This window comes from Halopseudomonas litoralis (assembly GCF_900105005.1).
In the GTDB taxonomy this organism is placed as follows: Bacteria; Pseudomonadota; Gammaproteobacteria; order Pseudomonadales; family Pseudomonadaceae; genus Halopseudomonas; species Halopseudomonas litoralis.
Window position 1 is genome coordinate 3,131,749 of sequence record NZ_LT629748.1, and the last position, 21,609, is coordinate 3,153,357.

Annotated in this window: 24 protein-coding genes and 1 tRNA gene; 11 read left to right on the plus strand and 14 right to left on the minus strand. The window is 57.7% G+C overall.

Going from position 1 to position 21,609, the window contains the following annotated elements:
• Positions 1-4: 4 nt before the first annotated feature.
• Entirely contained in the window at positions 5-340 is a 336-nt protein-coding gene (gene cyaY, locus BLU11_RS14980; RefSeq protein WP_157718700.1) for an iron donor protein CyaY, read from the minus strand.
• 94 nt (positions 341-434) lie between these two features.
• Here cyaY and lptM point away from each other — a divergent pair, with 94 nt between their 5' ends.
• From lptM to BLU11_RS15010, 6 genes are read left to right on the plus strand one after another with little or no spacing between them, the layout of a single operon-like run.
• Positions 435-581 carry an LPS translocon maturation chaperone LptM gene (gene lptM, locus BLU11_RS19320; protein WP_157718701.1) on the plus strand — a complete coding sequence of 49 codons (147 nt, stop codon included), beginning with the start codon at positions 435-437 and terminating at the stop codon, positions 579-581.
• An 8-nt stretch (positions 582-589) separates the two neighbouring features.
• A complete protein-coding gene (gene lysA, locus BLU11_RS14990; RefSeq protein WP_090274749.1) occupies positions 590-1,843 on the plus strand; it encodes a diaminopimelate decarboxylase in 1,254 nt (417 codons plus the stop codon).
• A gap of 1 nt (position 1,844) precedes the next feature.
• On the plus strand, positions 1,845-2,675 hold the full coding sequence (dapF, locus tag BLU11_RS14995) for a diaminopimelate epimerase (protein ID WP_090274751.1): 831 nt from the start codon (positions 1,845-1,847) through the stop codon (positions 2,673-2,675).
• Positions 2,672-3,379 (plus strand): DUF484 family protein, encoded by a 708-nt coding sequence (locus BLU11_RS15000; protein ID WP_090274753.1) that lies wholly within the window; start codon positions 2,672-2,674, stop codon positions 3,377-3,379. Before dapF ends, BLU11_RS15000 begins: the two co-directional genes overlap by 4 nt.
• Positions 3,380-3,393: 14 nt before the next feature.
• Positions 3,394-4,287, plus strand: a complete 894-nt coding sequence (gene xerC / locus BLU11_RS15005) for a tyrosine recombinase XerC (protein WP_090276549.1) — start codon at positions 3,394-3,396, stop codon at positions 4,285-4,287.
• A 17-nt stretch (positions 4,288-4,304) separates the two neighbouring features.
• Entirely contained in the window at positions 4,305-5,003 is a 699-nt protein-coding gene (locus BLU11_RS15010; protein WP_090274755.1) for an HAD family hydrolase, read from the plus strand.
• Positions 5,004-5,060: 57 nt separating this feature from the next.
• On the opposite strand, the gene BLU11_RS15015 is transcribed toward BLU11_RS15010, so the two are convergent.
• From BLU11_RS15015 to glnK, 4 genes are all read right to left on the minus strand, one after another.
• Positions 5,061-5,369: a hypothetical protein gene (locus tag BLU11_RS15015; RefSeq protein WP_090274757.1), complete on the minus strand. Its 309-nt coding sequence runs from the start codon at positions 5,367-5,369 to the stop codon at positions 5,061-5,063.
• A 114-nt stretch (positions 5,370-5,483) separates the two neighbouring features.
• Positions 5,484-5,939, minus strand: coding sequence for a hypothetical protein (locus tag BLU11_RS15020; RefSeq protein ID WP_090274759.1), 456 nt, complete (start codon positions 5,937-5,939; stop codon positions 5,484-5,486).
• A gap of 117 nt (positions 5,940-6,056) precedes the next feature.
• Positions 6,057-7,301: an ammonium transporter gene (locus BLU11_RS15025; protein WP_090274761.1), complete on the minus strand. Its 1,245-nt coding sequence runs from the start codon at positions 7,299-7,301 to the stop codon at positions 6,057-6,059.
• A gap of 50 nt (positions 7,302-7,351) precedes the next feature.
• Entirely contained in the window at positions 7,352-7,690 is a 339-nt protein-coding gene (glnK, locus tag BLU11_RS15030) for a P-II family nitrogen regulator (protein WP_036988956.1), read from the minus strand.
• Positions 7,691-8,080: 390 nt separating this feature from the next.
• Between glnK and BLU11_RS15035 the strand changes: the two genes are divergently transcribed.
• The gene (locus BLU11_RS15035; protein WP_090274763.1) at positions 8,081-8,323 is read left to right on the plus strand and encodes an accessory factor UbiK family protein; all 243 of its coding nucleotides are present in this window, start codon (positions 8,081-8,083) and stop codon (positions 8,321-8,323) included.
• 42 nt (positions 8,324-8,365) lie between these two features.
• Positions 8,366-9,883, plus strand: coding sequence for a YifB family Mg chelatase-like AAA ATPase (locus BLU11_RS15040; protein WP_090274765.1), 1,518 nt, complete (start codon positions 8,366-8,368; stop codon positions 9,881-9,883).
• Between the two features lie 19 nt (positions 9,884-9,902).
• Here the strand turns inward: BLU11_RS15040 and BLU11_RS15045 are convergent, their stop codons facing one another.
• Positions 9,903-11,573: a putative bifunctional diguanylate cyclase/phosphodiesterase gene (locus BLU11_RS15045; protein ID WP_231702214.1), complete on the minus strand. Its 1,671-nt coding sequence runs from the start codon at positions 11,571-11,573 to the stop codon at positions 9,903-9,905.
• 159 nt (positions 11,574-11,732) lie between these two features.
• On the opposite strand from BLU11_RS15045, the gene rep reads away from it, so the two are divergent.
• Positions 11,733-13,739 carry a DNA helicase Rep gene (gene rep, locus BLU11_RS15050; protein ID WP_090274768.1) on the plus strand — a complete coding sequence of 669 codons (2,007 nt, stop codon included), beginning with the start codon at positions 11,733-11,735 and terminating at the stop codon, positions 13,737-13,739.
• A 50-nt stretch (positions 13,740-13,789) separates the two neighbouring features.
• On the opposite strand, the gene BLU11_RS15055 is transcribed toward rep, so the two are convergent.
• Positions 13,790-14,128: a c-type cytochrome gene (locus BLU11_RS15055; protein WP_090276552.1), complete on the minus strand. Its 339-nt coding sequence runs from the start codon at positions 14,126-14,128 to the stop codon at positions 13,790-13,792.
• A 307-nt stretch (positions 14,129-14,435) separates the two neighbouring features.
• On the opposite strand from BLU11_RS15055, the gene BLU11_RS15060 reads away from it, so the two are divergent.
• A tRNA-Arg gene (locus BLU11_RS15060) sits at positions 14,436-14,512 on the plus strand.
• 658 nt (positions 14,513-15,170) lie between these two features.
• Here BLU11_RS15060 and tnpC read toward each other — a convergent pair.
• From tnpC to BLU11_RS19415, 3 genes are read right to left on the minus strand one after another with little or no spacing between them, the layout of a single operon-like run.
• Positions 15,171-16,688 carry an IS66 family transposase gene (tnpC, locus tag BLU11_RS15070; protein WP_090271536.1) on the minus strand — a complete coding sequence of 506 codons (1,518 nt, stop codon included), beginning with the start codon at positions 16,686-16,688 and terminating at the stop codon, positions 15,171-15,173.
• A 19-nt stretch (positions 16,689-16,707) separates the two neighbouring features.
• A complete protein-coding gene (gene tnpB / locus BLU11_RS15075) occupies positions 16,708-17,067 on the minus strand; it encodes an IS66 family insertion sequence element accessory protein TnpB (RefSeq protein WP_226944610.1) in 360 nt (119 codons plus the stop codon).
• A complete protein-coding gene (locus BLU11_RS19415) occupies positions 17,042-17,311 on the minus strand; it encodes a hypothetical protein (protein WP_172828695.1) in 270 nt (89 codons plus the stop codon). The genes tnpB and BLU11_RS19415 overlap by 26 nt, the downstream gene beginning before the upstream one ends.
• 83 nt (positions 17,312-17,394) lie before the next feature.
• Here BLU11_RS19415 and BLU11_RS15080 point away from each other — a divergent pair, with 83 nt between their 5' ends.
• Positions 17,395-18,231, plus strand: coding sequence for an SDR family NAD(P)-dependent oxidoreductase (locus BLU11_RS15080; protein ID WP_090274772.1), 837 nt, complete (start codon positions 17,395-17,397; stop codon positions 18,229-18,231).
• Between the two features lie 31 nt (positions 18,232-18,262).
• Here the strand turns inward: BLU11_RS15080 and folE are convergent, their stop codons facing one another.
• The 4 genes from folE to BLU11_RS15100 are packed head-to-tail and all read right to left on the minus strand — an operon-like array spanning position 18,263 to position 21,606.
• A complete protein-coding gene (gene folE / locus BLU11_RS15085) occupies positions 18,263-18,820 on the minus strand; it encodes a GTP cyclohydrolase I FolE (protein ID WP_090276554.1) in 558 nt (185 codons plus the stop codon).
• Between the two features lie 12 nt (positions 18,821-18,832).
• On the minus strand, positions 18,833-19,552 hold the full coding sequence (gene folM, locus BLU11_RS15090; protein WP_090276556.1) for a dihydromonapterin reductase: 720 nt from the start codon (positions 19,550-19,552) through the stop codon (positions 18,833-18,835).
• Between the two features lies 1 nt (position 19,553).
• Positions 19,554-20,426, minus strand: a complete 873-nt coding sequence (locus tag BLU11_RS15095) for a cache domain-containing protein (RefSeq protein WP_090274774.1) — start codon at positions 20,424-20,426, stop codon at positions 19,554-19,556.
• A 55-nt stretch (positions 20,427-20,481) separates the two neighbouring features.
• Complete coding sequence (locus BLU11_RS15100; protein ID WP_090276558.1) at positions 20,482-21,606, minus strand: acyl-CoA dehydrogenase family protein; 1,125 nt, start codon at positions 21,604-21,606, stop codon at positions 20,482-20,484.
• Positions 21,607-21,609: the final 3 nt, after the last annotated feature.

The window sequence follows — 21,609 nt, forward strand, 5'->3', positions numbered from 1 at the left end:
AGTATCACTCGTCCAGATCCAGTTCGATTTCATCGCCCGTAAGATCGCCCAACACCTGCTCCAGCACCGTGCTCAGTGGCTCGCCATCGCTGTCATAGATCCAGCCCTGCGCTGACTGGTAGCCAAAGTGCAGCGTGCCGTCCGGTGTCGCTACCCATAGCTCCCGCGAGGCCGGTTGCCGGCCGATGACCAGCCGCGGGCCTGCCGCGAGCATCAGTATCAGTGACCCTTCTGCGTGTTCCATGTCCAGATCCAGATCGGCAGCGTCCAGCGCTTGCTCGATGCGGTCCTGAACCAGATCAACCTGACGGTTGAATTCGCTTTCACTCAAGTCTTGCATTGCCTTGTTCATCCTAGTTCTGCGGCGGGGTGCGTCGGACTGCCGGGCTGGGTATACTGCCGGATATTGTCCGTTTATCAACTGGGATTCCACCATGAAAAAATCCATAGCGGTATTCTTCATGCTTCTGATGCTCGTCGGCTGCGGCCAGAAGGGCCCTCTGTACATGCCCGAAGAGACAGCCGGCCAGCCGGTTGATCCGGCCCGAGAAGAACTGAACCAGCAACCTACCGGAAACTGAAATATTTCATGAGTGAATTCGAATACCAGAACGGCGAACTGCATGCCGAAGCCGTTGCCCTGTCCGCTATTGCTGCGCAGTATGGCACACCCTGCTACGTCTATTCGCGCCGTGCCATCGAGCAGGCCTTTCTTGCCTGGGATACTGCGCTGGCCGGGCAGTCTCACCTCGTCTGCTTTGCGGTAAAGGCCAATTCCAACCTGGCGGTGCTGAATGTGCTGGCCCGCCTCGGCGCTGGTTTTGACATTGTTTCCGGTGGGGAGCTGGAGCGGGTATTGGCTGCTGGTGGCGATCCGGCGCGGGTGGTATTTTCGGGGCTGGGCAAGACCGAAGAGGAAATGCGCCGCGCGCTGCAGGTCGGTATCAAGTGCTTCAACGTGGAATCCACCGCCGAGCTGGAACGGCTGCAGAACGTCGCCGCCGAGCTGGGCGTGAAGGCGCCGGTGTCCCTGCGGGTCAACCCGGACGTGGACGCCCAGACTCACCCGTACATTTCTACGGGTCTGAAGGAAAACAAATTCGGTATCGACATTACCATGGCGCCGACGGTGTATCGTCGGGCGGCGGAGCTGCCGAATCTGGAAGTGCAGGGTGTGGATTGTCATATCGGCTCCCAACTGACCGATGACACACCACTGATTGATGCGCTGGACCGCATGCTGCTGCTGATCGATGATCTGGCCGCAGAGGGCATCCAGGTCCGCCATCTGGACCTGGGTGGCGGTCTGGGTGTGACCTACGAGGATGAAGTCCCACCGACGCCCGGTGAATATCTGGCCAAAGTGCGCGAGAAGGTGGCCGGTCGTGAGCTGACGCTGCTGTTCGAGCCCGGCCGTTCGATCGTGGCCAATGCCGGTCTGCTGCTGACCCAGGTCAACCTGCTGAAGCCGACTGAACACAAGAACTTCGCCATTATCGATGCAGCCATGAACGACCTGATTCGCCCGGCCCTGTACAGCGCCTGGATGGGTATCGATGCCGTCCGACCGCGTACCGATGTGCCAGCCCAGGCATGGGATATGGTCGGTCCGGTCTGCGAAACCGGCGACTTTCTCGGCAAGGATCGGCAACTGGCACTCGCCGAGGGCGACCTGCTGGCGGTACGTTCCGCCGGGGCCTACGGCTTTGTCATGAGCTCGAATTACAACACCCGTCCGCGCGCGGCTGAAGTGATGGTGGATGGTGCTGCAACACACCTGATCCGCCGTCGTGAAACGGTCAGCGAGCTGTTCGCAGGCGAGTCGCTGCTGCCCGAGGCCTGACATGCTGCTGCGATTCACCAAGATGCACGGGCTGGGCAATGACTTCATGGTCATCGACCTGGTAACCCAGCACGCGCAGCTGTCACCCAAGCTGATCCGCCAGTGGAGCGATCGCTACCTGGGCATAGGTTTCGATCAGCTGCTGGTGGTGGAGCCGCCGAGCAATCCCGATGTGGATTTCCGTTACCGCATCTATAACGCCGACGGCAGCGAAGTGGAACAGTGCGGCAATGGTGCCCGCTGTTTCGCCCGCTTCGTGCAGGACAAGCGACTGACAGCCAAATCGGAAATTCAGGTCGAAACCGCGGGCGGTCTGATCACTCTGCAGGTCCGCCGCGATGGTCAGGTGACAGTGAACATGGGCGCGCCCCGCTTCACGCCGTCAGACATTCCCTTTACTGCCGACCGCGAAGCCGTGAGCTATCCACTGCAAGTCAATGGCCAGACCCTGGACATCTCGGCGCTGTCCATGGGCAACCCGCACTGCATTACGCTGGTGGATGATCTGGATACCTATCCGGTAGCTGAATTTGGCCCGCTGATCGAGAACCACCCCCGCTTTGCCAATCGGGTGAATGCGGGCTTCATGCAGCTGGTGGACGAGCACCAGGCGCGGCTGCGCGTACATGAACGTGGCGTTGGTGAAACCCAGGCCTGCGGCACCGGTGCCTGCGCCGCAGCAGTGGCGGGTATTCAGCTCGGGCACCTGAAGTCTCCGGTGACCATACGTCTGCCCGGCGGCCACCTGAAAATCGAATGGGCCGGCCCCGGCCAGCCGGTCATGATGTCCGGCCCCGCCACTCGGGTTTACGAAGGACACATACGCATATGAGCGAAACGCCCCTGCCACCAGCACCAGAACTGGACCCCACCGTCGTGGCTGACTACCTGCGCCGACATCCGGCGTTCTTTGTCGAACACGACGAGCTGCTGCCCGACCTGTTCATTCCCCACCAGTCCGGGCAGGCCGTGTCCCTTGTGGAACGTCAGGTCAAACTGCTGCGCGAGCGCAATATCGATGTGCGTCACCGCCTGAGTCAGTTGATGGAGGTGGCCCGGGAGAATGACCGGCTGTTCGAAAAAAGCCGCCGCTTGATTCTCAGCCTGCTGGAATCACACGATGTGGAAGAGGTGATCGCCAGTATCGAAGACAGCCTGCGCGACGACTTTCAGGTGCCCTTTGTCAGTCTGATCCTGTTCAGTGAAACCCAACGCATCTGCAACACTCGCAGCGTCAGCCATGCCGCAGCCCGCGACGCCATCGGCCATCTGCTGGACAGCGGCAAGACTCTCAGTGGCATTCTGCGCAGCGATGAACTGACCTTTCTGTTTGGTGATAAGGGTGCCGAGGTTGCCTCCACCGCATTGGCGCCCATCCAACATCAGGGCCTGCACGGCGTGTTGGCACTGGGTAGCCGTGATCCGCATCAGTATCGCAGCGCTACCGGCACCCTGTTCCTCAGCTATATCGCCGACGCGCTGGCCCGCGTCCTGCTGCGCCAGCGTCCGCTGAGTAGCGAGCCCCGGAGCCTGTAGTGGATGGCGCGCCCCTGCTGGCGGAGCTGGAGAGCTTCATCGGCCACCTGCGCAGTGAGCGACAGTTATCGCCTCGTACACTGGATGCCTACCGCCATGACCTGGACAGCCTGTGCCGGTTTCTGACCCAACATCAGGTCAGTGACTGGAATGCCGTCGATACGTCACTGTTACGTCTGTACATTGCCAGTCGGCACCAGTCCGGTCTGTCGGGCCGCAGTCTGCAGCGCGAGCTCAGTGCGGTGCGCAGCCTGTACCGCTATCTGTTGCGCGAACGCCGCTGCCGTCATAACCCGGCGTTGGATATACGCGCACCCAAATCCCCCCGCAAGCTACCCCGCGCCTTGGATGCGGATCTGGCAGCGCAGTTGCTCAACGATGGCGAGCAAGACGATTGGCTGACCATCCGCGACCACGCCATGCTCGAGCTGCTCTACTCCTCCGGCCTGCGCTTGTCGGAGCTGGCCACGCTGAACATGGACCGGCTCGATCTGGAGGCGGGCGAGGTGCGGGTGATCGGTAAGGGTGATAAGACGCGCATTCTGCCGGTCGGCCGTATGGCACGCCAGGCACTGCGCAACTGGTTCAGGGTCCGACCGGCAGTCACCGACGCCGCGCAGCCCATGTTTGTCGGCATGCAGGGCCGGCGCCTGACTCCACGGGCCATTCAGCTACGCGTGCGCCGCTATGGTGTGGAACACATTGGCCAGCACCTGCACCCGCATATGCTTCGACATTCCTTCGCCAGTCACCTGCTGGAGTCGTCCGGAGACCTGCGCGCGGTGCAGGAGCTGCTGGGACATGCCGATATCAGCACCACACAGGTGTACACTCATCTGGACTTTCAGCATCTGGCTGCGGTGTATGACAGCGCCCATCCCCGCGCCAAACGCAAACCCGAAGACTGATCAACGAGCCTGAATCCATGTTTCAACTGCTGACATTCGACCTGGACAACACTCTGTGGGAGACCGAGTCGGTGGTGGTCGCCGCCGAACAGACGCTGCTGGAATGGCTGGACCGCCATGCCCCACTCTTCACTCAGCGCCTGGACCGGGATGCCCGTCGCGCCGTGCGTAACGAGGTGCTGGCAAGCGATCCGGCACTTCGTCACCGCGTCACCGCGCTGCGTATTGCCATCCTCGAGCATGGCCTGCGCAAAGCGGGATACACCCCGGAGCAGGCGGCAGAACTGTCGTTGGCGGGTTTTGAGGTATTTCTCGAAGCTCGTCATGCGTTGACCTTCTTCCCCCACTGCGAGCCTCTGCTGGAAGAGTTGGCCCGACATTATCAGCTGGCGACCATCTCCAACGGCAATGCCGACGTGCGCCGATTGGGATTGGAGAAGTATTTCAAGATTATCGTCTCCGCCGATGAAGTCGGCCTGAGCAAACCCGATCCCGCGCCCTTTCTGGCCGCGCTCGAGCGCGCCGGTGTCGAGCCGCATCAGGCCCTGCATATCGGTGATCATCCGGTAGACGACATTCAGGGCGCCCGCGAGGCGGGACTGCATACCCTGTGGTTCAATCGGCTGGGGCTTGAGTGGGCAGAGGCGGAACGGCCCCATGGCGAGGTGCGCTGCCTGAGTGAGATTCCCGACTGGCTGCGCAATTATCGAGGCTGAAAACTCTACATGAATGCAACGAGCCCGCAGCCACGGGCTCGTCAATACCGCGACAGGTCAGATCGGCCGGCTGCCGTATTTCCCGTCGGGCTTTTTGGGCGGGTCGCCCAGCGCGCTGTTGTCGACTTCCTGAACCCTGCCACCCCGGGCCAGAAACTCTTCCATCTGCCGCGCCAGCATATCCCGCTCACGCGCCTTGGCTTCAAGTGACAAGCCTTCCAGTGGATCTTCCCGAGTTGCGGTCTTCTTCCGCGGCTTCACTTCAGCCTCGTCCTCAGCCTCCATTTCGTCGGTTTCATCAACGTTGCTGTTGTCCACCTCTTCTTCGTCCTGCAGGTCATCATCTTCAATATCGTCTTCGCTCATGGCATTCCTCCGCTTCAAACTTGGCTATATATAGCGCAACAGAGGGATTTGAACAGGGGTAGACGCAAAATTATTTTACTATCGAGGTGATTACCTGCAGGCAAAATCGGATGGTCAAAGATCCTGCAGACGTCCGCACTGCTCGGCCAGACGGCGGGTTTCGCCTTCCTCCAGCGCCAGCATGTTGCGCATCAGCTCCGCAGCAGCTGGTATTGCCGCTCGGCCGGTCATCGAGCTATATACCTCGATCAATTGGTCGTGCAGCTTGAACAGCTGTTCGTTGATTTCGTTGAAGTCCTTGTCGGTGAACGTCAGCTCCCATTTTGTACGGGGCGGCAGGTCCTCACCAATATGCTCATACAACCAGGTCTTGCTCTCCGCCTCACTGGCCTGCGCGCGGAACTGATCCACTTTCCGGGCGATATCCCGTTCGTGGCCAGCCACATATTCCAGCAGCCAGCGGCTGCGCTGATCGGTGTCGGCAGTGATGGCTTCATCCATGCGGTCGGCGATGGTGGTATGCAGTTCGCTGGTCCATTCCAGCAGATAATCAAACGTCTCGGCTTTCATGCAGATCTCCCTTGGCGAAACAGGTGGGTCTTCGCTTTGGACTGTAAATAGCCTGGCAAGTTTGCTGTTTTCTCATGGGCACAAAACAAAGCGGGGCTGAGTGCCCCGCTTCTCAGATCACTTACTGCTGGTGAACTCCGGGTAGGCTTCCATGCCGCATTCGGAGATGTCCACACCCTCGTACTCTTCCTCCGCGGATATCCGAATGCCCATCACCATCTTGATGGTGCTCCAGATGATCAGACTGGCGATGAAGACCCAGGCGAAGATGGCCAGAACGCCCAGCAGCTGCCCACCAAAGGTGGCTTCAGTATTGGTCAACGGCACCGCCAGCACGCCCCAGATGCCCGCCGAACCATGAGCCGAGATGGCACCGGCCGGATCATCGATTTTCACGCGATCCAGCGCCAGCACGCTGAACACCACGATGACGCCACCCACGGCACCAATCAGCATGGCGCTGAAGGCATTGGGTGACAAGGGATCGGCGGTGATCGACACCAGACCGGCCAGCGCGCCGTTGAGCAGCATGGTCAGGTCTGTCTTGCCGAACAGCAGGCGCGACACGATCATCGCCCCGATCAATCCACCCGCCGCTGCCAGGTTGGTGTTGACCATTACCTGAGCCACGTTATTGGCCGACTCAATGTCGGAGATCTTCAGTTCGGAGCCGCCATTGAAGCCGAACCAGCCCATCCACAGAATGAAAATGCCCAGAGTGGAGAGCGCCAGGTTGCAGCCGGGAATGGCGTTGATCTGACCGTTCGGACCGTACTTACCCTTGCGCGGCCCCAGCAGAATAACGCCGGCCAGTGCCGCCGTTGCACCCGCCATGTGCACGATGCCGGACCCCGCGTAATCGGAGTAACCAATCTCGCTCAACCAACCGCCACCCCAGCTCCAGGCGCCCTGAGTCGGGTAGATAAAGCCGGTCATGATGACCGCGAACAACAGGAATGCCCAGAGTTTCATCCGCTCGGCAACTGCACCCGAGACTATGGACATACAGGCGCCAGCAAACACGATCTGAAAGAAGAAGTCCGCGCGGCTGGAATAGTAAGGTGCATCATCGCCACCGGCCATTACTGCCGCAGCCGTATTTTCATCACCGATCAGCATACCCAGACTCGGCAGGATGGGGCCATCGGATGAATACATGATGTAGTAGCCGACCAGCAGATACATGATCGAGGCAATCGCAAACAGCGCGATGTTCTTGGCAAGAATTTCAGTCGTACTCTTGGTGCGTACCAGACCGGCCTCGAGCATGGCGAAACCACACGCCATCCACATCACCAGCACGGCACACACCAGAAAGTAGAACGTATCCAGCGCGTACTTGAGTTGTACGATGTCGTCCATAATTAAGCCCCCCAGATAGGCTTGATTACTGCATACAGCGAAACGAAGCGTTAGATGGCGTCAGTGCCGGTCTCGCCTGTTCTGATACGAATAGCCTGCTCCAGCGCCACGACGAAGATCTTGCCGTCGCCGATCTTGCCGGTGTTGGCCGCCTTGGTGATGGCTTCGATGACGCGGTCCAGCATGTCGTCGCCGATGGCCACTTCGATTTTGACTTTGGGCAGGAAGTCCACCACGTACTCCGCGCCGCGATACAACTCGGTATGACCCTTCTGCCGGCCAAACCCTTTCACCTCGGTCACGGTAATGCCCTGGACGCCGATTTCGGAAAGCGACTCCCGAACGTCATCCAGCTTGAATGGCTTGATAACAGCCGTTACTAATTTCATGTTCATACTCCCGTTAGATGGACTTGCCCTGGGGGACAGGACAAGTCTATATGGAGATTCCCTCTACCGCACCGTGCGCCGAATCACATTTTCGACACTGCCCTGTTTCGGTCCCAGGGGCGATCCGGCTACTCTGGGACATTGCAGAAACCCTGCCAGGTTTATATTCTTCATATTTTTCAACGAGTTGATTATTTAACGAGATGATGTGGGGGAAATTCCAGGGAGGCGACTGCACCGATATGAAGCATGCAGCCCGCAAAAGTGCGCCAAGGCCGGGCAGCGTCTCGTTTACCGCCATTTGGGACGCAAGATGCCAGATGTTAGACTCGGCACAGCAAAACCGGCCAAGGCCGACCTCCTATCCAGTTACCGAAAACGGAAGCGCACATGTTGCATAAAGTCCTGTTTGATACCGTGGGCAGCCAAGCCACCCGCCTGCTGATGAGTGGTGGAGCGCGGCCCACCGCCGAACTTGAAAGCCAGTTCAAAGCGCTGGTGCAAAGCGCGCTGGCCAAGCTGGATGTGGTCAGCCGGGAAGAGTTCGAAACCCAGCAAGCAGTACTGCTGCGCACCCGGGAACGCCTTGAAGCGCTGGAGAAACGCGTGGCGGAGCTGGAACAGAAACCCTAACGGAACCGCTGCCTCCTCTGAGAGGCGATCAAGGAGTGATCAATGTCTCTGGCGATTGTTCACAGCCGCGCCAAACTGGGTGTTCAGGCACCGCCTGTCACTGTTGAAGTGCATCTGGCCAACGGTATGCCGGGCCTGGCACTGGTGGGCCTACCCGAAACCGCCGTGCGGGAAAGCAAGGACCGAGTGCGCAGCGCTCTGCAGAATGCCCGCCTGGAGTTTCCCAGCCTCAAGCGCATCACCATCAATCTGGCCCCCGCTGACCTGCCCAAGGAAGGCGGCCGCTTCGATCTGGCCATCGCCCTTGGCCTGCTGGTTGCCAGCGGACAGATTCCCGCCGCCAGCCTGGAGCATTGTGAAGTACTGGGCGAACTGGCTCTGTCGGGTGAACTGCGACCGGTGCAGGGCGCTTTACCAGCTGCACTGGCCTGCCGGGACAACCAACGCACCCTGCTGCTGCCCCGCGCCAACGCAGCGGAAGCCGCACTGGTACGCGGTGTAACCATCATCGCCGCCGACCATTTGCTGGAGCTGTGCGAACATCTGCGCGGTGAGCAGCCATTGGCGCCCGTGGAGTGCAACGCCAGCCCAGCCGCTATCGGCAGTCTGCCTGACCTTCGCGATGTGGAAGGCCAGGCCCAGGCCAAGCGTGCATTGATCGTTGCCGCAGCCGGCTCGCATAACCTGTTGTTGTTTGGCCCACCGGGCACCGGCAAAACACTGCTCGCCAGCCGCCTGCCCGGCATCTTACCGGCGCTGGAAGAAGACGAAGCGCTGGAGGTGGCAGCAATTCAGTCGGTGTGCGGTCGTGACATGCTGCAGCAATGGCCAACCCGGCCATTTCGCGCGCCTCATCATGGTGCATCGGCAGCGGCGCTGGTCGGCGGCGGCAGTCAACCGCGTCCCGGCGAGATAAGTCAGGCCCACCATGGGGTGTTATTTCTCGATGAATTGCCGGAATTCGATCGCAAGGTACTGGAAATGCTCCGCGAGCCCATGGAGTCTGGCGAGATCCATATTGCCCGCGCCCGCGAGCAACTGACCTTTCCGGCGCGCTTTCAGCTGATCGCCGCCATGAACCCCTGCCCCTGCGGCTATCAGGGCGATCCTTCGGGCCGCTGCCGCTGCTCAGCGGAACAGGTGGAGCGTTACCGCAGCAAACTCTCCGGTCCTCTGCTCGACCGTATCGACCTGCACCTCGCTATGCACAACGAAGCGTTCAGCCTCTCCGGTGAGGCCTACGGCAAACCCGACAGTACCGAAGCTGCCGCCTGGGTAGCCGCAGCGCGGGACCAGCAGCTGAAACGCCAGGGCTGCCTGAATGCGCATCTGGACCTGGCAGGTGTACGACAACATTGCGCGCTGCAACCGGCCGACGCAGCTTGGCTGGAACAGGCGGTAGAACGGTTGGGGTTATCACGACGAGCCAGCCATCGTGCCATGAAGGTGGCGCGGACGCTGGCTGATCTGGAGCAGGCGGCTGAAATCGATCGGCCACATCTGGCTGAAGCCCTGCAGTATCGGCAGCTGGACCGTCAACCGGAGGCTGGGTTGCCCTAGGAAGATCTATCGCAGAAGCTCACTCGCAGGTGGCGGGCTTGGCGATCCGGCTGAGAACGTCACTGCGCCCCGTGCCGTAGGCCTCGGCGAAGTAACACAGCTCCTCGAAGGGCAGCGCCGGGCTGATGAAGAACCCCTGAATCTGGTCGCAGCCCAACCCGCGGAGAATATCCATCTGGGTACGTAACTCAACGCCTTCGGCGACCACCTCCAACCCCAGACTGTGCCCCATTTCGATCATGGCCATCACCAGCTGCCGGTCCGCTGGTTGATCAGCAATGCCTTTTACAAAGCTCCTGTCGAGCTTGAGCAGATTGATAGGTAGCCTGTGCAGGTGCACGAAAGAGGAAAAACCGGTACCGAAGTCATCCAGGGAAAACCGCACGCCAAGTCCGGTCATCACGGTCATGGCCAGCGCTACCTGATCGGGGCGTTGCATGATGGCCGTTTCGGTCAGTTCGAACTCGAGCATCTTCGGATCAATGCCGGTTTTTTCTATCAGGCGCTGAATGGTCGCCAGCAAACGGCTGTCGAGAAACTGCCGGAATGACATGTTGACCGCGACATGCAGCTCAATACCCCGGCGCTGCAGCACACTCAGGTCATGACAGGCACGGGCGATGACCCAGTAGCCCATCGGCACGATCAATCCGTTTTCCTCGGCCAGCGGGATAAATTCATTCGGCCCCAACAAACCACGCTGAGGGTGGCGCCAGCGAATCAGGCCCTCCACACCCACGATCTTGCCGCTGCTCAGCTCCACACGGGGTTGATAATGCAATTCCAGCTCGTTATTACGCAGCGCTCGACGCAGCTGTGCCTCGAATTCGATCTGGCTGGTGGCCTGCAGATTGATGCGCTCATCGTAGAAATGAAAACTGCAGCCGCGTTGCGACTTGGCCTGCTGCATGGCGAGACCGGCATGCAATAACAGGCCATCGACCGTGTGCCCGGCCTCCGGAAAGGTAGCAATGCCGATACTGCACCCCAGCAGCAGGCTTTCCCCACCGACCTTGAACGGCTCAGCCAGGCCATCGACCACCTTCTTCACGACATGCATAAGATTGCCGGTGGTGGCGTAGTCTTCGGCGATGACGGTAAATTCATCACTGCCCATGCGCCCGACCGTATCGGTAGTACGCAAAATCAACCGCAGCCGGTCAGCGACCTGACGAATGATCTCATCCCCGGCAACATGGCCGAGACTGTCGTTCACATGACTGAAGTTATCCAGGTCAAGGGATAACACTGCGAGCGGTTGATTGGCGCGGACCGCCCGGTGCATGCCTTGCTTGAGGCGATCCTGCAACACCTGGCGATTGCAGCAACCGGTCAGCGGGTCGTCGCTGGCCGCACGGGCCAGCGCAGACTGCAGTTGGTGACGTTCGCTGGCATAGCGCAGGCAGCGAAGCAGCTCACTGGTGCTGACCTGATCGTGGATACTGTCGACAATACCCAGCGGCAAGGCATGGGTGGTCGGCGCAAGAAGCACCACGGGTGCATCCCATTGCTCGGGCACCGCCAGAAAATTCTCACGCACCAACAACACGCACATCAACTCGGGCGCCAGCAGGTCGCAAGCATGGTCCCAATCCTGCGCGACTATGATCTCGGATGCCCCAGCGGACACCAGACGACGGGCCAGCTGTTCAGCGGCTTCCCTGTCGTCCAGCACTACAATCCGTTGCAAAGAACTATCCGCGAACAAAACACCCCCTCGCCTCAAATAGGTATCAAATCGCACCGCGCCCCAGCGTAGCTTTTGGCCATCATGATGTCGAGCTTTTCCCGCCGAGCTGGCAGCATACCCTATGCTAGAATCGCGCACCCAACCTTACGTGAGGTCAATGTGTCGCAACTCAATCCCCGTCAACAGGAAGCAGTCCACTACATCGGTGGTCCCATGCTTGTGCTGGCCGGCGCCGGAAGCGGCAAGACCAGCGTAATCACCCGCAAGATCGCCTACCTGATCAAGGAATGCGGCTTACGCGCGCAGAATATCGTCGCGGTCACCTTTACCAACAAGGCTGCCCGGGAGATGAAGGAGCGCGTCGGCTCCCTGTTGCGCGGCGCGGAAGGCCGTGGCCTGACCGTTTCCACCTTCCACAACCTGGGTCTGAACATCATCCGCAAGGAACATCAGCGACTGGGCTACAAGCCGGGATTTTCCATCTTCGATCAGAACGATGCCCAGGCGCTGATCAACGAGCTGATGCACAAGGATTACGGCGGCGATGACGGGGTCGAAGGCATCCAGTCACAGATCTCCTCCTGGAAGAACGATCTTATCACCCCGGAAGAAGCACTTGCTGCAGCCAAAACGCCGCAGCAGCAAACCGCCGCCAGCGTCTACACGCACTACAACCGTACCCTGAAGGCCTACAACGCGGTCGATTTTGACGATCTGATTCTGATCCCGGTTCTGCTGTTTCAGAACCACCCTGATGTACTGGAAAAGTGGCAGTTTCGCATTCGCTACATGCTGGTCGACGAGTATCAGGACACCAACGCCAGCCAGTATCTGCTGGTGAAAATGCTGGTCGGCAATCAGGCACGCTTCACCGTGGTCGGCGACGACGATCAGTCGATCTATGCCTGGCGCGGCGCTCGCCCCGAGAACCTTGCGCAGCTCAAAGAGGACTTTCCGGCATTGAAGGTCGTCATGCTGGAGCAGAATTACAGGTCCACCAGTCGCATTCTGAAAGCTGCCAATACCCTGATCGCCAACAACCCGCACGTATTCGAGAAACAGCTGTGGAGCGAGCTGGGTTATGGCGACCCGATCCGCGTCATCCGCTGTCGCAACGAAGATGCCGAGGCCGAGCGCGTCGCCACCGACATTCAGAACCTGCACCTGAAACACCGGATTCCCTGGAAGGACATCGCCATCCTATACCGTGGCAACCACCAGTCACGACTGATCGAACTCAAGCTGCAGCACCATCAGATTCCTTATCACCTGTCTGGCGGCACCAGTTTCTTCGGTCGCCAAGAGGTCAAGGACCTGATGTCCTACTTCCGCTTGCTGGTCAACCCGGACGACGACAACGCCCTGCTGCGGGTGATCAACGTACCACGCCGTGAAATCGGCCCAGCCACCCTGGAAAAACTCAGCACTTACGCAAAACAGCGCGATGTCAGCTTGTTTTCTGCCTGCACCGAGATGGGCCTGGCCGAGCACATGGAACCACGCTACTGCGAGCGCCTGCAGCGTTTCGGCCACTGGCTGGAAAACGTGCGAAAACAATGCGCGCAGAATGAACCCATTGCCGCCCTGCGCAGCATGGTCATGGATCTGGACTATGAGAACTGGCTGCGCCAGAACTGCTCCAGCGACGAGATCGCCGCCAAGCGCATGGGCAACGTCTGGTTCCTGATGGACTCGTTGAAGAACACCATGGACCGCGACGAAACCGGGAAAACCACCTTCGAAGACGCCATCGCCAAACTGGTACTGCGTGACATGCTTGAGCGTCAGGAAGAGGAAGAAGACGCCGACCGCGTGCAATTGATGACCATACACGCCTCCAAGGGCTTGGAGTACCCGCATGTGTACGTACTCGGCATGGAAGAAGAGATCCTGCCGCACCGATCAAGCATCGAAGCCGACAGCGTCGACGAAGAGCGCCGCCTGGCCTACGTCGCCATCACCCGCGCCAAGCGCAACCTGACCTTCACCTTCGCCGCCCGCCGCCGCCAGTTCGGTGAGATCATCGACTGCCTGCCCAGCCGCTTTCTGGATGAACTGCCCAGCGAAGACCTGGAGTGGGAAGGCACCGAAGACGTCCCCGTGGAACAGAAGCAGGCCCGCGGCAACAGCGCCCTGTCAGACATCCGCAGTATGCTCGGGCGTTAGAAACAGAAAAACCACCGCAGCGGGTGGTTTTTCTTACAGCCTGACTCAACTCAGTTGAGGGACAGAATCCACTCAGCCAGAGCAGCGGCTTCTTCATCACTAACCGCGTTCGGCGGCATCGGAATTGGGCCCCAGTTACCCTGAGAACCATTCTTGATGCTGGCAATAATGTGGTCCGCATCACCCGCGTACTTGGCAGCCACTTCCTTGAACGCCGGGCCTACCACCTTGTTATCGACACTATGGCAAGCGACGCAGGTCTTGGATGTAAACAAAGCCTCACCCTGGGAGCCGCCGCCGGCAGCCTCACCACCAGCAGCAGCCGGTGCTGCGGCTACAGCCTCAGCGCATGGATCACCCGCTACACAGACGGTACCGTAAGGCTTCACGCGCTCGGCAATGGCCTCGTCGGTAGCCGCAAAAGAGTTGCCGGCAACAAGGGCAAGCGCGGCGGCAGAAGCAACCAGTAATTTTTTCACAATCGTCACTTATACATCCTCATCATGGCTATAGGTATGAGCCCAAGTACGGTGCCCGGACAATGAGCGCGAGTATACCGGTAAACCCTTATGCCGCAAAACAGCAACATCACCCAGCGACAAGCCGCCGCACCCCGGACCAAACCGGCAACACGCCGAACATTGCACCGAAACCATGGACGAACGGTGTATCTATGCGTATCATGGCGGCCCTTACGCACCCGTAGCTCAGCTGGATAGAGTACTGCCCTCCGAAGGCAGGGGTCACTGGTTCGAATCCAGTCGGGTGCGCCATATTCCTTTAGAATCAAGAATTTAATCTCGCAGCAGTCCATTTTCTTGTGCCCGAATCTGTGGTCACAGAAAAAAGTACTCATTTTTTCGTTCCTATCAGAACAGTCCTAATGACACCTGCCCTCGGCTAATAAAAATCAGCTGAAAAAGCCCTGTGCCCAGAATGTGCCCAAACCGTGCCCACCAGATTTTCTGCATTTTCAGATCAGTTGGATTTTGAGTACTGCCTCCCGAGCCATATCTCTGTTCCAGTCGATGCATTGCACCTCTCGAGCAAGCAGTCAAAGCGATTACAGCCCAATGTCGTTTGACCTAAGATCGAATACTGTCATGCGAGCTGGGCATCCCCGTTTCGCTAATTGCCAACCACTCGGAGCAAATGGACAGGCGCATCGCTCCAAAGCTTGTCGAGATCAGCGTCCTCGCTAGTTGGCTGCTGGCTACTTGACTACCTGAATAAGCAAAGCCGTACCTGTAGCTATGCAGCACCCTTGCGAGAGGTGAGGGTTGTCGACTGTGGACTTGTGGCTGCTGTAGTAATGCTTCGCGAACCGTAGCGGAAGAACTTTCTCAACCTCGTTATCGCAGTGGCCCATTGAGGTGACAGTAAGCACGCGCTCATCCGTAAGCGCTCCATAAACCCCGCCTTGCAACGGGATCAGTAAATAGCGACCTGCCCGCAGTTCCAAGGCAGCAGCGCTTCCAGTTCTTCGGCGTTACTGGCCAGCGGCAGCCGTTCCAACACATACCGCAGCCAAGCATAGGGCTCCTGTCCATTGGCCTTGGCGGTTTCGACCAGACTGTAGATCAGGGCGCTGGCGTGAGCACCCTTCGGCGTATCGCTGAACAGCCAGTTTTTACGACCGATGACGAATGGGCGGATGGCGCGCTCGGCAGGGTTATTGTCGATCGGTAGGTGCCCAGCCTCGGTGTAGCGGATCAGTTTGCTCCAGTTGCTGGCCAGATAGCCGACTGCTTTACCCAGTGCACTTTGCGGCGTTACCTGGCCATGCGTCTTGTCCAGCCAGGCTTTGAGCTGAGTCAGTACCGGTTCACCTTTCTGCTGGCGCAGCAGCAGGCGCTGCCCGGCGTTTACATCCTTGCCTTCACGCTCGATGCCGTACAGCTTGTTGATCAGGCTCAGCGCCATATCGGCGCGCCCGGTCTTACCTTTGGGCTGCGCTTTTTGTGCTTCGATGAACTTGCGTCGGGCATGCGCCCAGCAGCCCAGGCGCTCAATACCGTCCTGTTCAGCCACCGCGTTGTAGCCCGCATAGTCATCGGTCATCAGGTAACCCCGATAACCTTCAAGCAAGCGCAAGGGTACATCCTGGGCACGGTTGGATGTGTAATCAAACAGCACAACCGGATGATCGGGCGGCCCGCCCGTCTGCACCCACATCCAGGATTGACTGGTCGGATCACGATCCGGTTCTTTCAGTACTTGCAGGCGAGTTTCATCACAGTGGATCAGTGGGCCTTCCAGTAACCGGTCACGCAGCAGGTTAACCAGCGGTTGCAGGTGCTCGCCGCATTGGATGACCCAGCGAGCCAGTGTTTGCCTGGACAGTTCGATGCCGTGGCGACTCAGCACTTTCTCGAAGCGGTGCAGTGGCAACCCGTCGACATACTTGGTGGTCAGCAACATGGCCAGGACGCTGGGACTGGCCATGCTCTTTTCAATTAACTGGGCGGGCTTGTCAGCCGTGACCGGTGCCGTTTCGCAACCCTTGCAGGCGTAGACCTTGCGGATGTGTTTGATCACCCGGATCTGCATCGGGATGATTTCCAGCTGCTCGCTGGTTTCTTCACCGATGGCCTGCTTACGGCAACCGCAGTCACAGGTCAGTTCATGCTCGGGCAGCTCATGTATCACTTCAATGCGCGGCAGTTCTGCTGGTAGCGGCTTACGCTTGCCACGCTTCTTCACCGATACGGGAGCAACTGTTTCTTCGTCATCTTCAGCGGGTGTTTCATTGGCCAGGCTTTCGGCTTCGTTGAACATGCCCAGCTGCGGAGAACTCGGATCAGCACTTTGCTCTGATTTGCGCCCGAATAGACGCTGACGCAGCAGCGTGTTTTCTTCCTGCAACTGCGATACGCGAGATTGCATCTGCATCAGCAAATGCTTGAGCTGATCCGGGTCGTTCGGCAGGATGTCGGGGAGCGAAATCATGCCGTGGATTATACCAGCGTCAGGCTACATAGCGCGGTCTCAACACCTTGTGTGGCCGGTTGCGCCACAGGTCAAAACCATCGAGCATCCAGTTCAACTCCTCTGCGGTCAGCTCGATAGCATCGTCCCGGATATCCGGTGGCGCCTTGAACCGTTCAGCCTCCAGACGCTTGAGCCAGAGACAGAAACCGTTGCGCTCCCAATACAGGATCTTCACCCTGTTGCGCGCCCGGTTGAGAAACACAAACAGCACCGGGTCGAACACCGCCGCCTTTATATCCAGCTCGACCAGGGCTGACAGCCCGCCGATGGACTTTCTGAAGTCCACCGGCTTCGGGTACAGGTAGACTTTTTTAACCTTGGCACCTGGGCGCATCATGAGAAAAACCTCCAGAGGGAATACGGGAGGTCAGCATGGCGCGAACAGAACGTTGGTTGTAGGTGGGGTTTATGGAGCGGTTACGCTCATCCGGAGGCACATCTAAAATTGACAACACCTTGCAAGTTGACGCGCCGCCTAGCTGGGCGAAACCAAGCTCTTGAGCATCCGGCTTTACTATGATCGGTTCGATATGCAATGCATACTCAGGACCATCGGTATCGACAAAGTTTCTACTAAACATACCTTTACCACTCCAAACATTGACCCTTTGACTACTTGTGTGCAATAAAAGCACAAATCAACCAATTAATAGGTTAGCTATAAATGCGTACATGGCTCATAACAGGCGCGAATAGAGGTCTTGGCTGGCATATAGCTAACGCCGCCATTGCAGCAGGTGACAATGTAGTAGTAACCGGACGAAACTTGGAGAAAATCGCTGAAGCGTTCAGCGGCTATGATGCTCAAAAGGTCGTTACCCTTGCCCTCAATGTCGCCGTAGAAGATCAGATCAGAAATGTAGTGCAATCCACCGTCGCCACTTTTGGGAAAATCGACATCCTGGTTAATAACGCTGGCTACGGTCAGCTGGGTCCTTTTGAGAACAACAGCGCTACCGATATAGAGAATCAATTCTCCACTAATGTATTTGGCATGTTCAACATGTGCAGGGCAGTACTACCAATAATGCGCGGAGGAACTGAGGGGCACATATTTAACATTGCTTCGATTGCCGGGCTTGTCGGAATGCCAGGTGCTAGCGTGTACTGCGCTTCAAAATTTGCGGTAGTGGGTTTCTCAGAATCACTGGCACAGGAAGTTGCAGGTTTTGGCATCAAGGTTACCGTGGTATCGCCCGGCTCCTTCCGTACCGACTTTCTCGATGCCAGTTCTGCTCGTTTTGGCAGCGCGGATATTTCGGAATACGCCGATTTTTCTAGGAAAATACGGGACTCATCCGATAAAAACAATCATGCTCAACAAGGAGATCCAGCGAAGCTTGGCAGTGCTATTGAGCAATTGGCGCTTCACCCGCAGGCACCGACTCACTTCGTCGTCGGTTCCGACGCCGTCGAGCTCTCAGCCAGCAGACTGGATATCAGACAGCAAGAGCTTGAAACCTGGCACGAGCTCGCAACGTCTACCGATACCGATGAATAAATTCCCCGAGAGCGAATACGAATAAACGATCCTAACGCCCGATCAGCTGCAGAAACTCCTGGCGTGTATTACCAGATTCACGGAATGCACCAAGCATCACCGAGGTATACATGCTGGAGTTCTGCTTCTCCACTCCCCGCATCATCATACACATGTGTTTGGCTTCAATAACTACCGCGACACCACCAGCATCGGTCACCTCTTGTATGGCCTCGGCAATCTGACGGGTCAAGTTTTCCTGTATCTGCAATCGACGGGCAAACATATCGACGATACGTGCGATCTTGGATAGTCCTATTACTTTACCTGTCGGTATATAGGCTACATGGGCTTTGCCTATAAAGGGCAACATGTGGTGCTCACAGAGTGAATAAAGCTCGATATCCTTGACGATGACCATCTCGTCACTATCAGCGTCGAACAACGCATTGTTGACTATTTCATCAAGGGACTGATCATAGCCCCGGCAAAGAAACTGCATGGCTTTTGCTGCTCTTAGCGGGGTACCCAGCAAACCACCACGCTGTGGGTTTTCGCCAAGATTCAACAGTATCGACTCATAGCTGTGTGTCAGGTTTTCAATACTCATCATTACTTTCTCTTACGCAAATTTCAGCATGCCGCCGCCGTTCAAGTCCAGACAAGTACCCGTTACATAAGGATTGTCCATAAGGTAACGAATTGCCTGATAAACAATCTCTGGGCCTGGCTCAATGCCAAGCGCAGAGCGGGAAAGGATTTTTTCCTTGAATGCCGGGCTGTCATCTTCGTTGAACATGATCAAGGCGGGAGCAATGCTGTTGACTTTGATGGCAGGGGAAAAACGCGCAGCGAAGGAGCGTGTCATGTTTTCCAGGCCTGCCTTGGTGGCAAGGTAGGCCACGTGATCAGGGCTGCCGCCGAGCGCATCGTGGTCAGTGATATGGATGATATCGGCAGGGCCTTGCCCGAACCAGTTCGCGCAGGCCATATTGATCAGATAAGGGGCCTGCATATGCACCATGTACATGCTTTGGAAGCTCTCGGCCGTTAACCCGTCATCGCCCAGCCAGAGAGACGCATTGTGAACGATTGCACGCAAACCAAGCACTTTTTCAGCCAGGGTTTCGATAAATTGGGTTATGCCTGGCGCGCTGGCAAAGTCGGCCACGATAACCTCAATATCTTCCTCCTCCTGCCAATCCTGCCTAAGCCAGCGACAAGTGACGAGGACATGAAAGCCGTCCTCTACCAGGCGACGTGCACAATGCAGGCCTACCCGTTGGGCGCCGCCAGTGATGAGCACCGTCGGTTTGGCCTCGGGTCCGATACCTCTGGGCATATCAATCACCGCTTACTCCGCCCAGGTAGTACCCTACCGCCACGATGTAATTTCCCCTGGTTTTGAACAAAGTGACCTTCTGCTCGTTTTTGCGAGTTACGGGGTTGGGCCACAGGTAGGTAATGTCGCCAACGCCATTCTTTGCCGCAGCATCGAGAATCTGTTGGCCGATCGGATGATCATCCGCCGAGTGCAACTTGCGAAAATCGCTGCTGACCAGTCTTAGATTGTATCCGTGGGCAACGAACCGCTGGGTGTCACGATCAATGACAAAGGCATAGAGGTCGTCCTTGAGGAACGCGGCATCCAGCTCATTGATACGCTCGAACGCCTGCTGAGGGTTTTCAGCGACAGCATCGGAAACATGATCCAGCAGTGTTTTGGCTTCCTCAATGCTTGAACGCTGTATGTAATAGCCAACCGAAAATATTTTGTCGTCCACTCGCTGATAAAACACGCGCTTGCGCTCTTCCCTGCCGTCCTGCCAGCTCAACCAGCGGTAATCGGCATGATGAATCTCATCGCTTTCCGGCAACGCCAGCGCCGCCTTGAATCCCTTGTTCAGGTCATCATTCAATGCGCCGCTGACATCCCGCCCAATGAGATTGGCCGAAGGCCCGCCGCTGGCGAGCATGATGCCCTGGGTATCAATCACATAAACGTAAAACTGGTCTTCGATAAACGCGCCCTGGCGGCTGAAAGCAGCAAGAGCACGGTCGCCATTTTTTTGATAGTAGTCGACAGCCTTGCGCAAAAGCGACTTCGCGCGATCCGCCTCTTCGACGTAGCGATCTTCCGGGATGCCCTGGCCAAATACATTGGCCACCAGGAACATAGCGGCAACCAGAACGACATTTCGACAGATCAATAACATAGCCTATCTCCTACTTGTTGTTTTAGGCGGCGAGGCCAGAACTACCCAACCCTCGTCAAAGATTCCTGCTGATAATCTCTTTCATGATCTCCGACGTTCCACCGTAGATCCGCGCAACGCGAGCATCAACCCAGGCGCGTCCTATCTTGTACTCGCTCATGAAACCGTAGCCACCGTGAAGCTGGAGCAACTCGTCCAGCATTTTTCCCTGCATTTCCGAGCCGAGCAATTTCGCCATTGCCGCCACATCGGCGCTCAGCTCGCCCGCCATGACCTTTTCCAGACAATCATCCACGAATACCCGCAACATGGTCGCCTGAGCTTTCACCTCAGCCAGCTTGAACCGGGTATTCTGGAAATCAAACACGGTGTTGCCAAAGACCTTACGCTCACGCGTATAGGTAATTGTTTCTTCGAGCAAGGTTTCAATCGACTGTGCCGCGCGCAACGCGATGATCAATCTTTCCCAAGCAAGCTGATGGGTGAGGTACTTGAATCCCCGGTTTTCCTCGCCGAGCCGGTTGCTCACCGGTACACGCACGTCGTCGAAAAACAGCTCGGCAGTGTCCTGGCCTTTCAGACCGATCTTGTCGAGCAACCTGCCCTTGGAGAATCCGGCCCGGTCAGCCTCCACACACACCAACGTAAGATCCTTGCCGGCAGGGTCCAGCTTGGTAGCCGTCACCACCAGATCTGCGTTACCGCCATTGGTGATAAAGGTTTTCTGACCAGACACTACATAGTCATCACCTTCTTGGCGCAGTACGGTGCGCATGGAGCGCAGGTCGCTGCCGATTCCCGGCTCGCTCATCGCAATCACGCCCACCATCTCGCCACTGACCATTTTGGGCAGCCATTTGTGCTTTTGCTCTTCAGAACCGTAGGCGATCAGATAAGGTGCGACGATTTCCGAATGGGTGGTGAAACCCACGGCTGTGGCATTGGCGCGTGCGAGTTCTTCGATCATCACCGCCGAGTGCCCAAAATCCCCACCCGCACCGCCGTATTCCTCAGGCACGGTTGAACACAGCAAGCCCATTTCGCCGGCTTTCAGCCATACTTCCTTGGGAACGATGCCGGCCTTTTCCCATTCATGCAGATTCGGAACGATTTCGCGCTCGACAAAGCGACGGGCCTGTTCCCTGAACATGTTGTGGTCTTCACGGAATACGCTACGCATCAT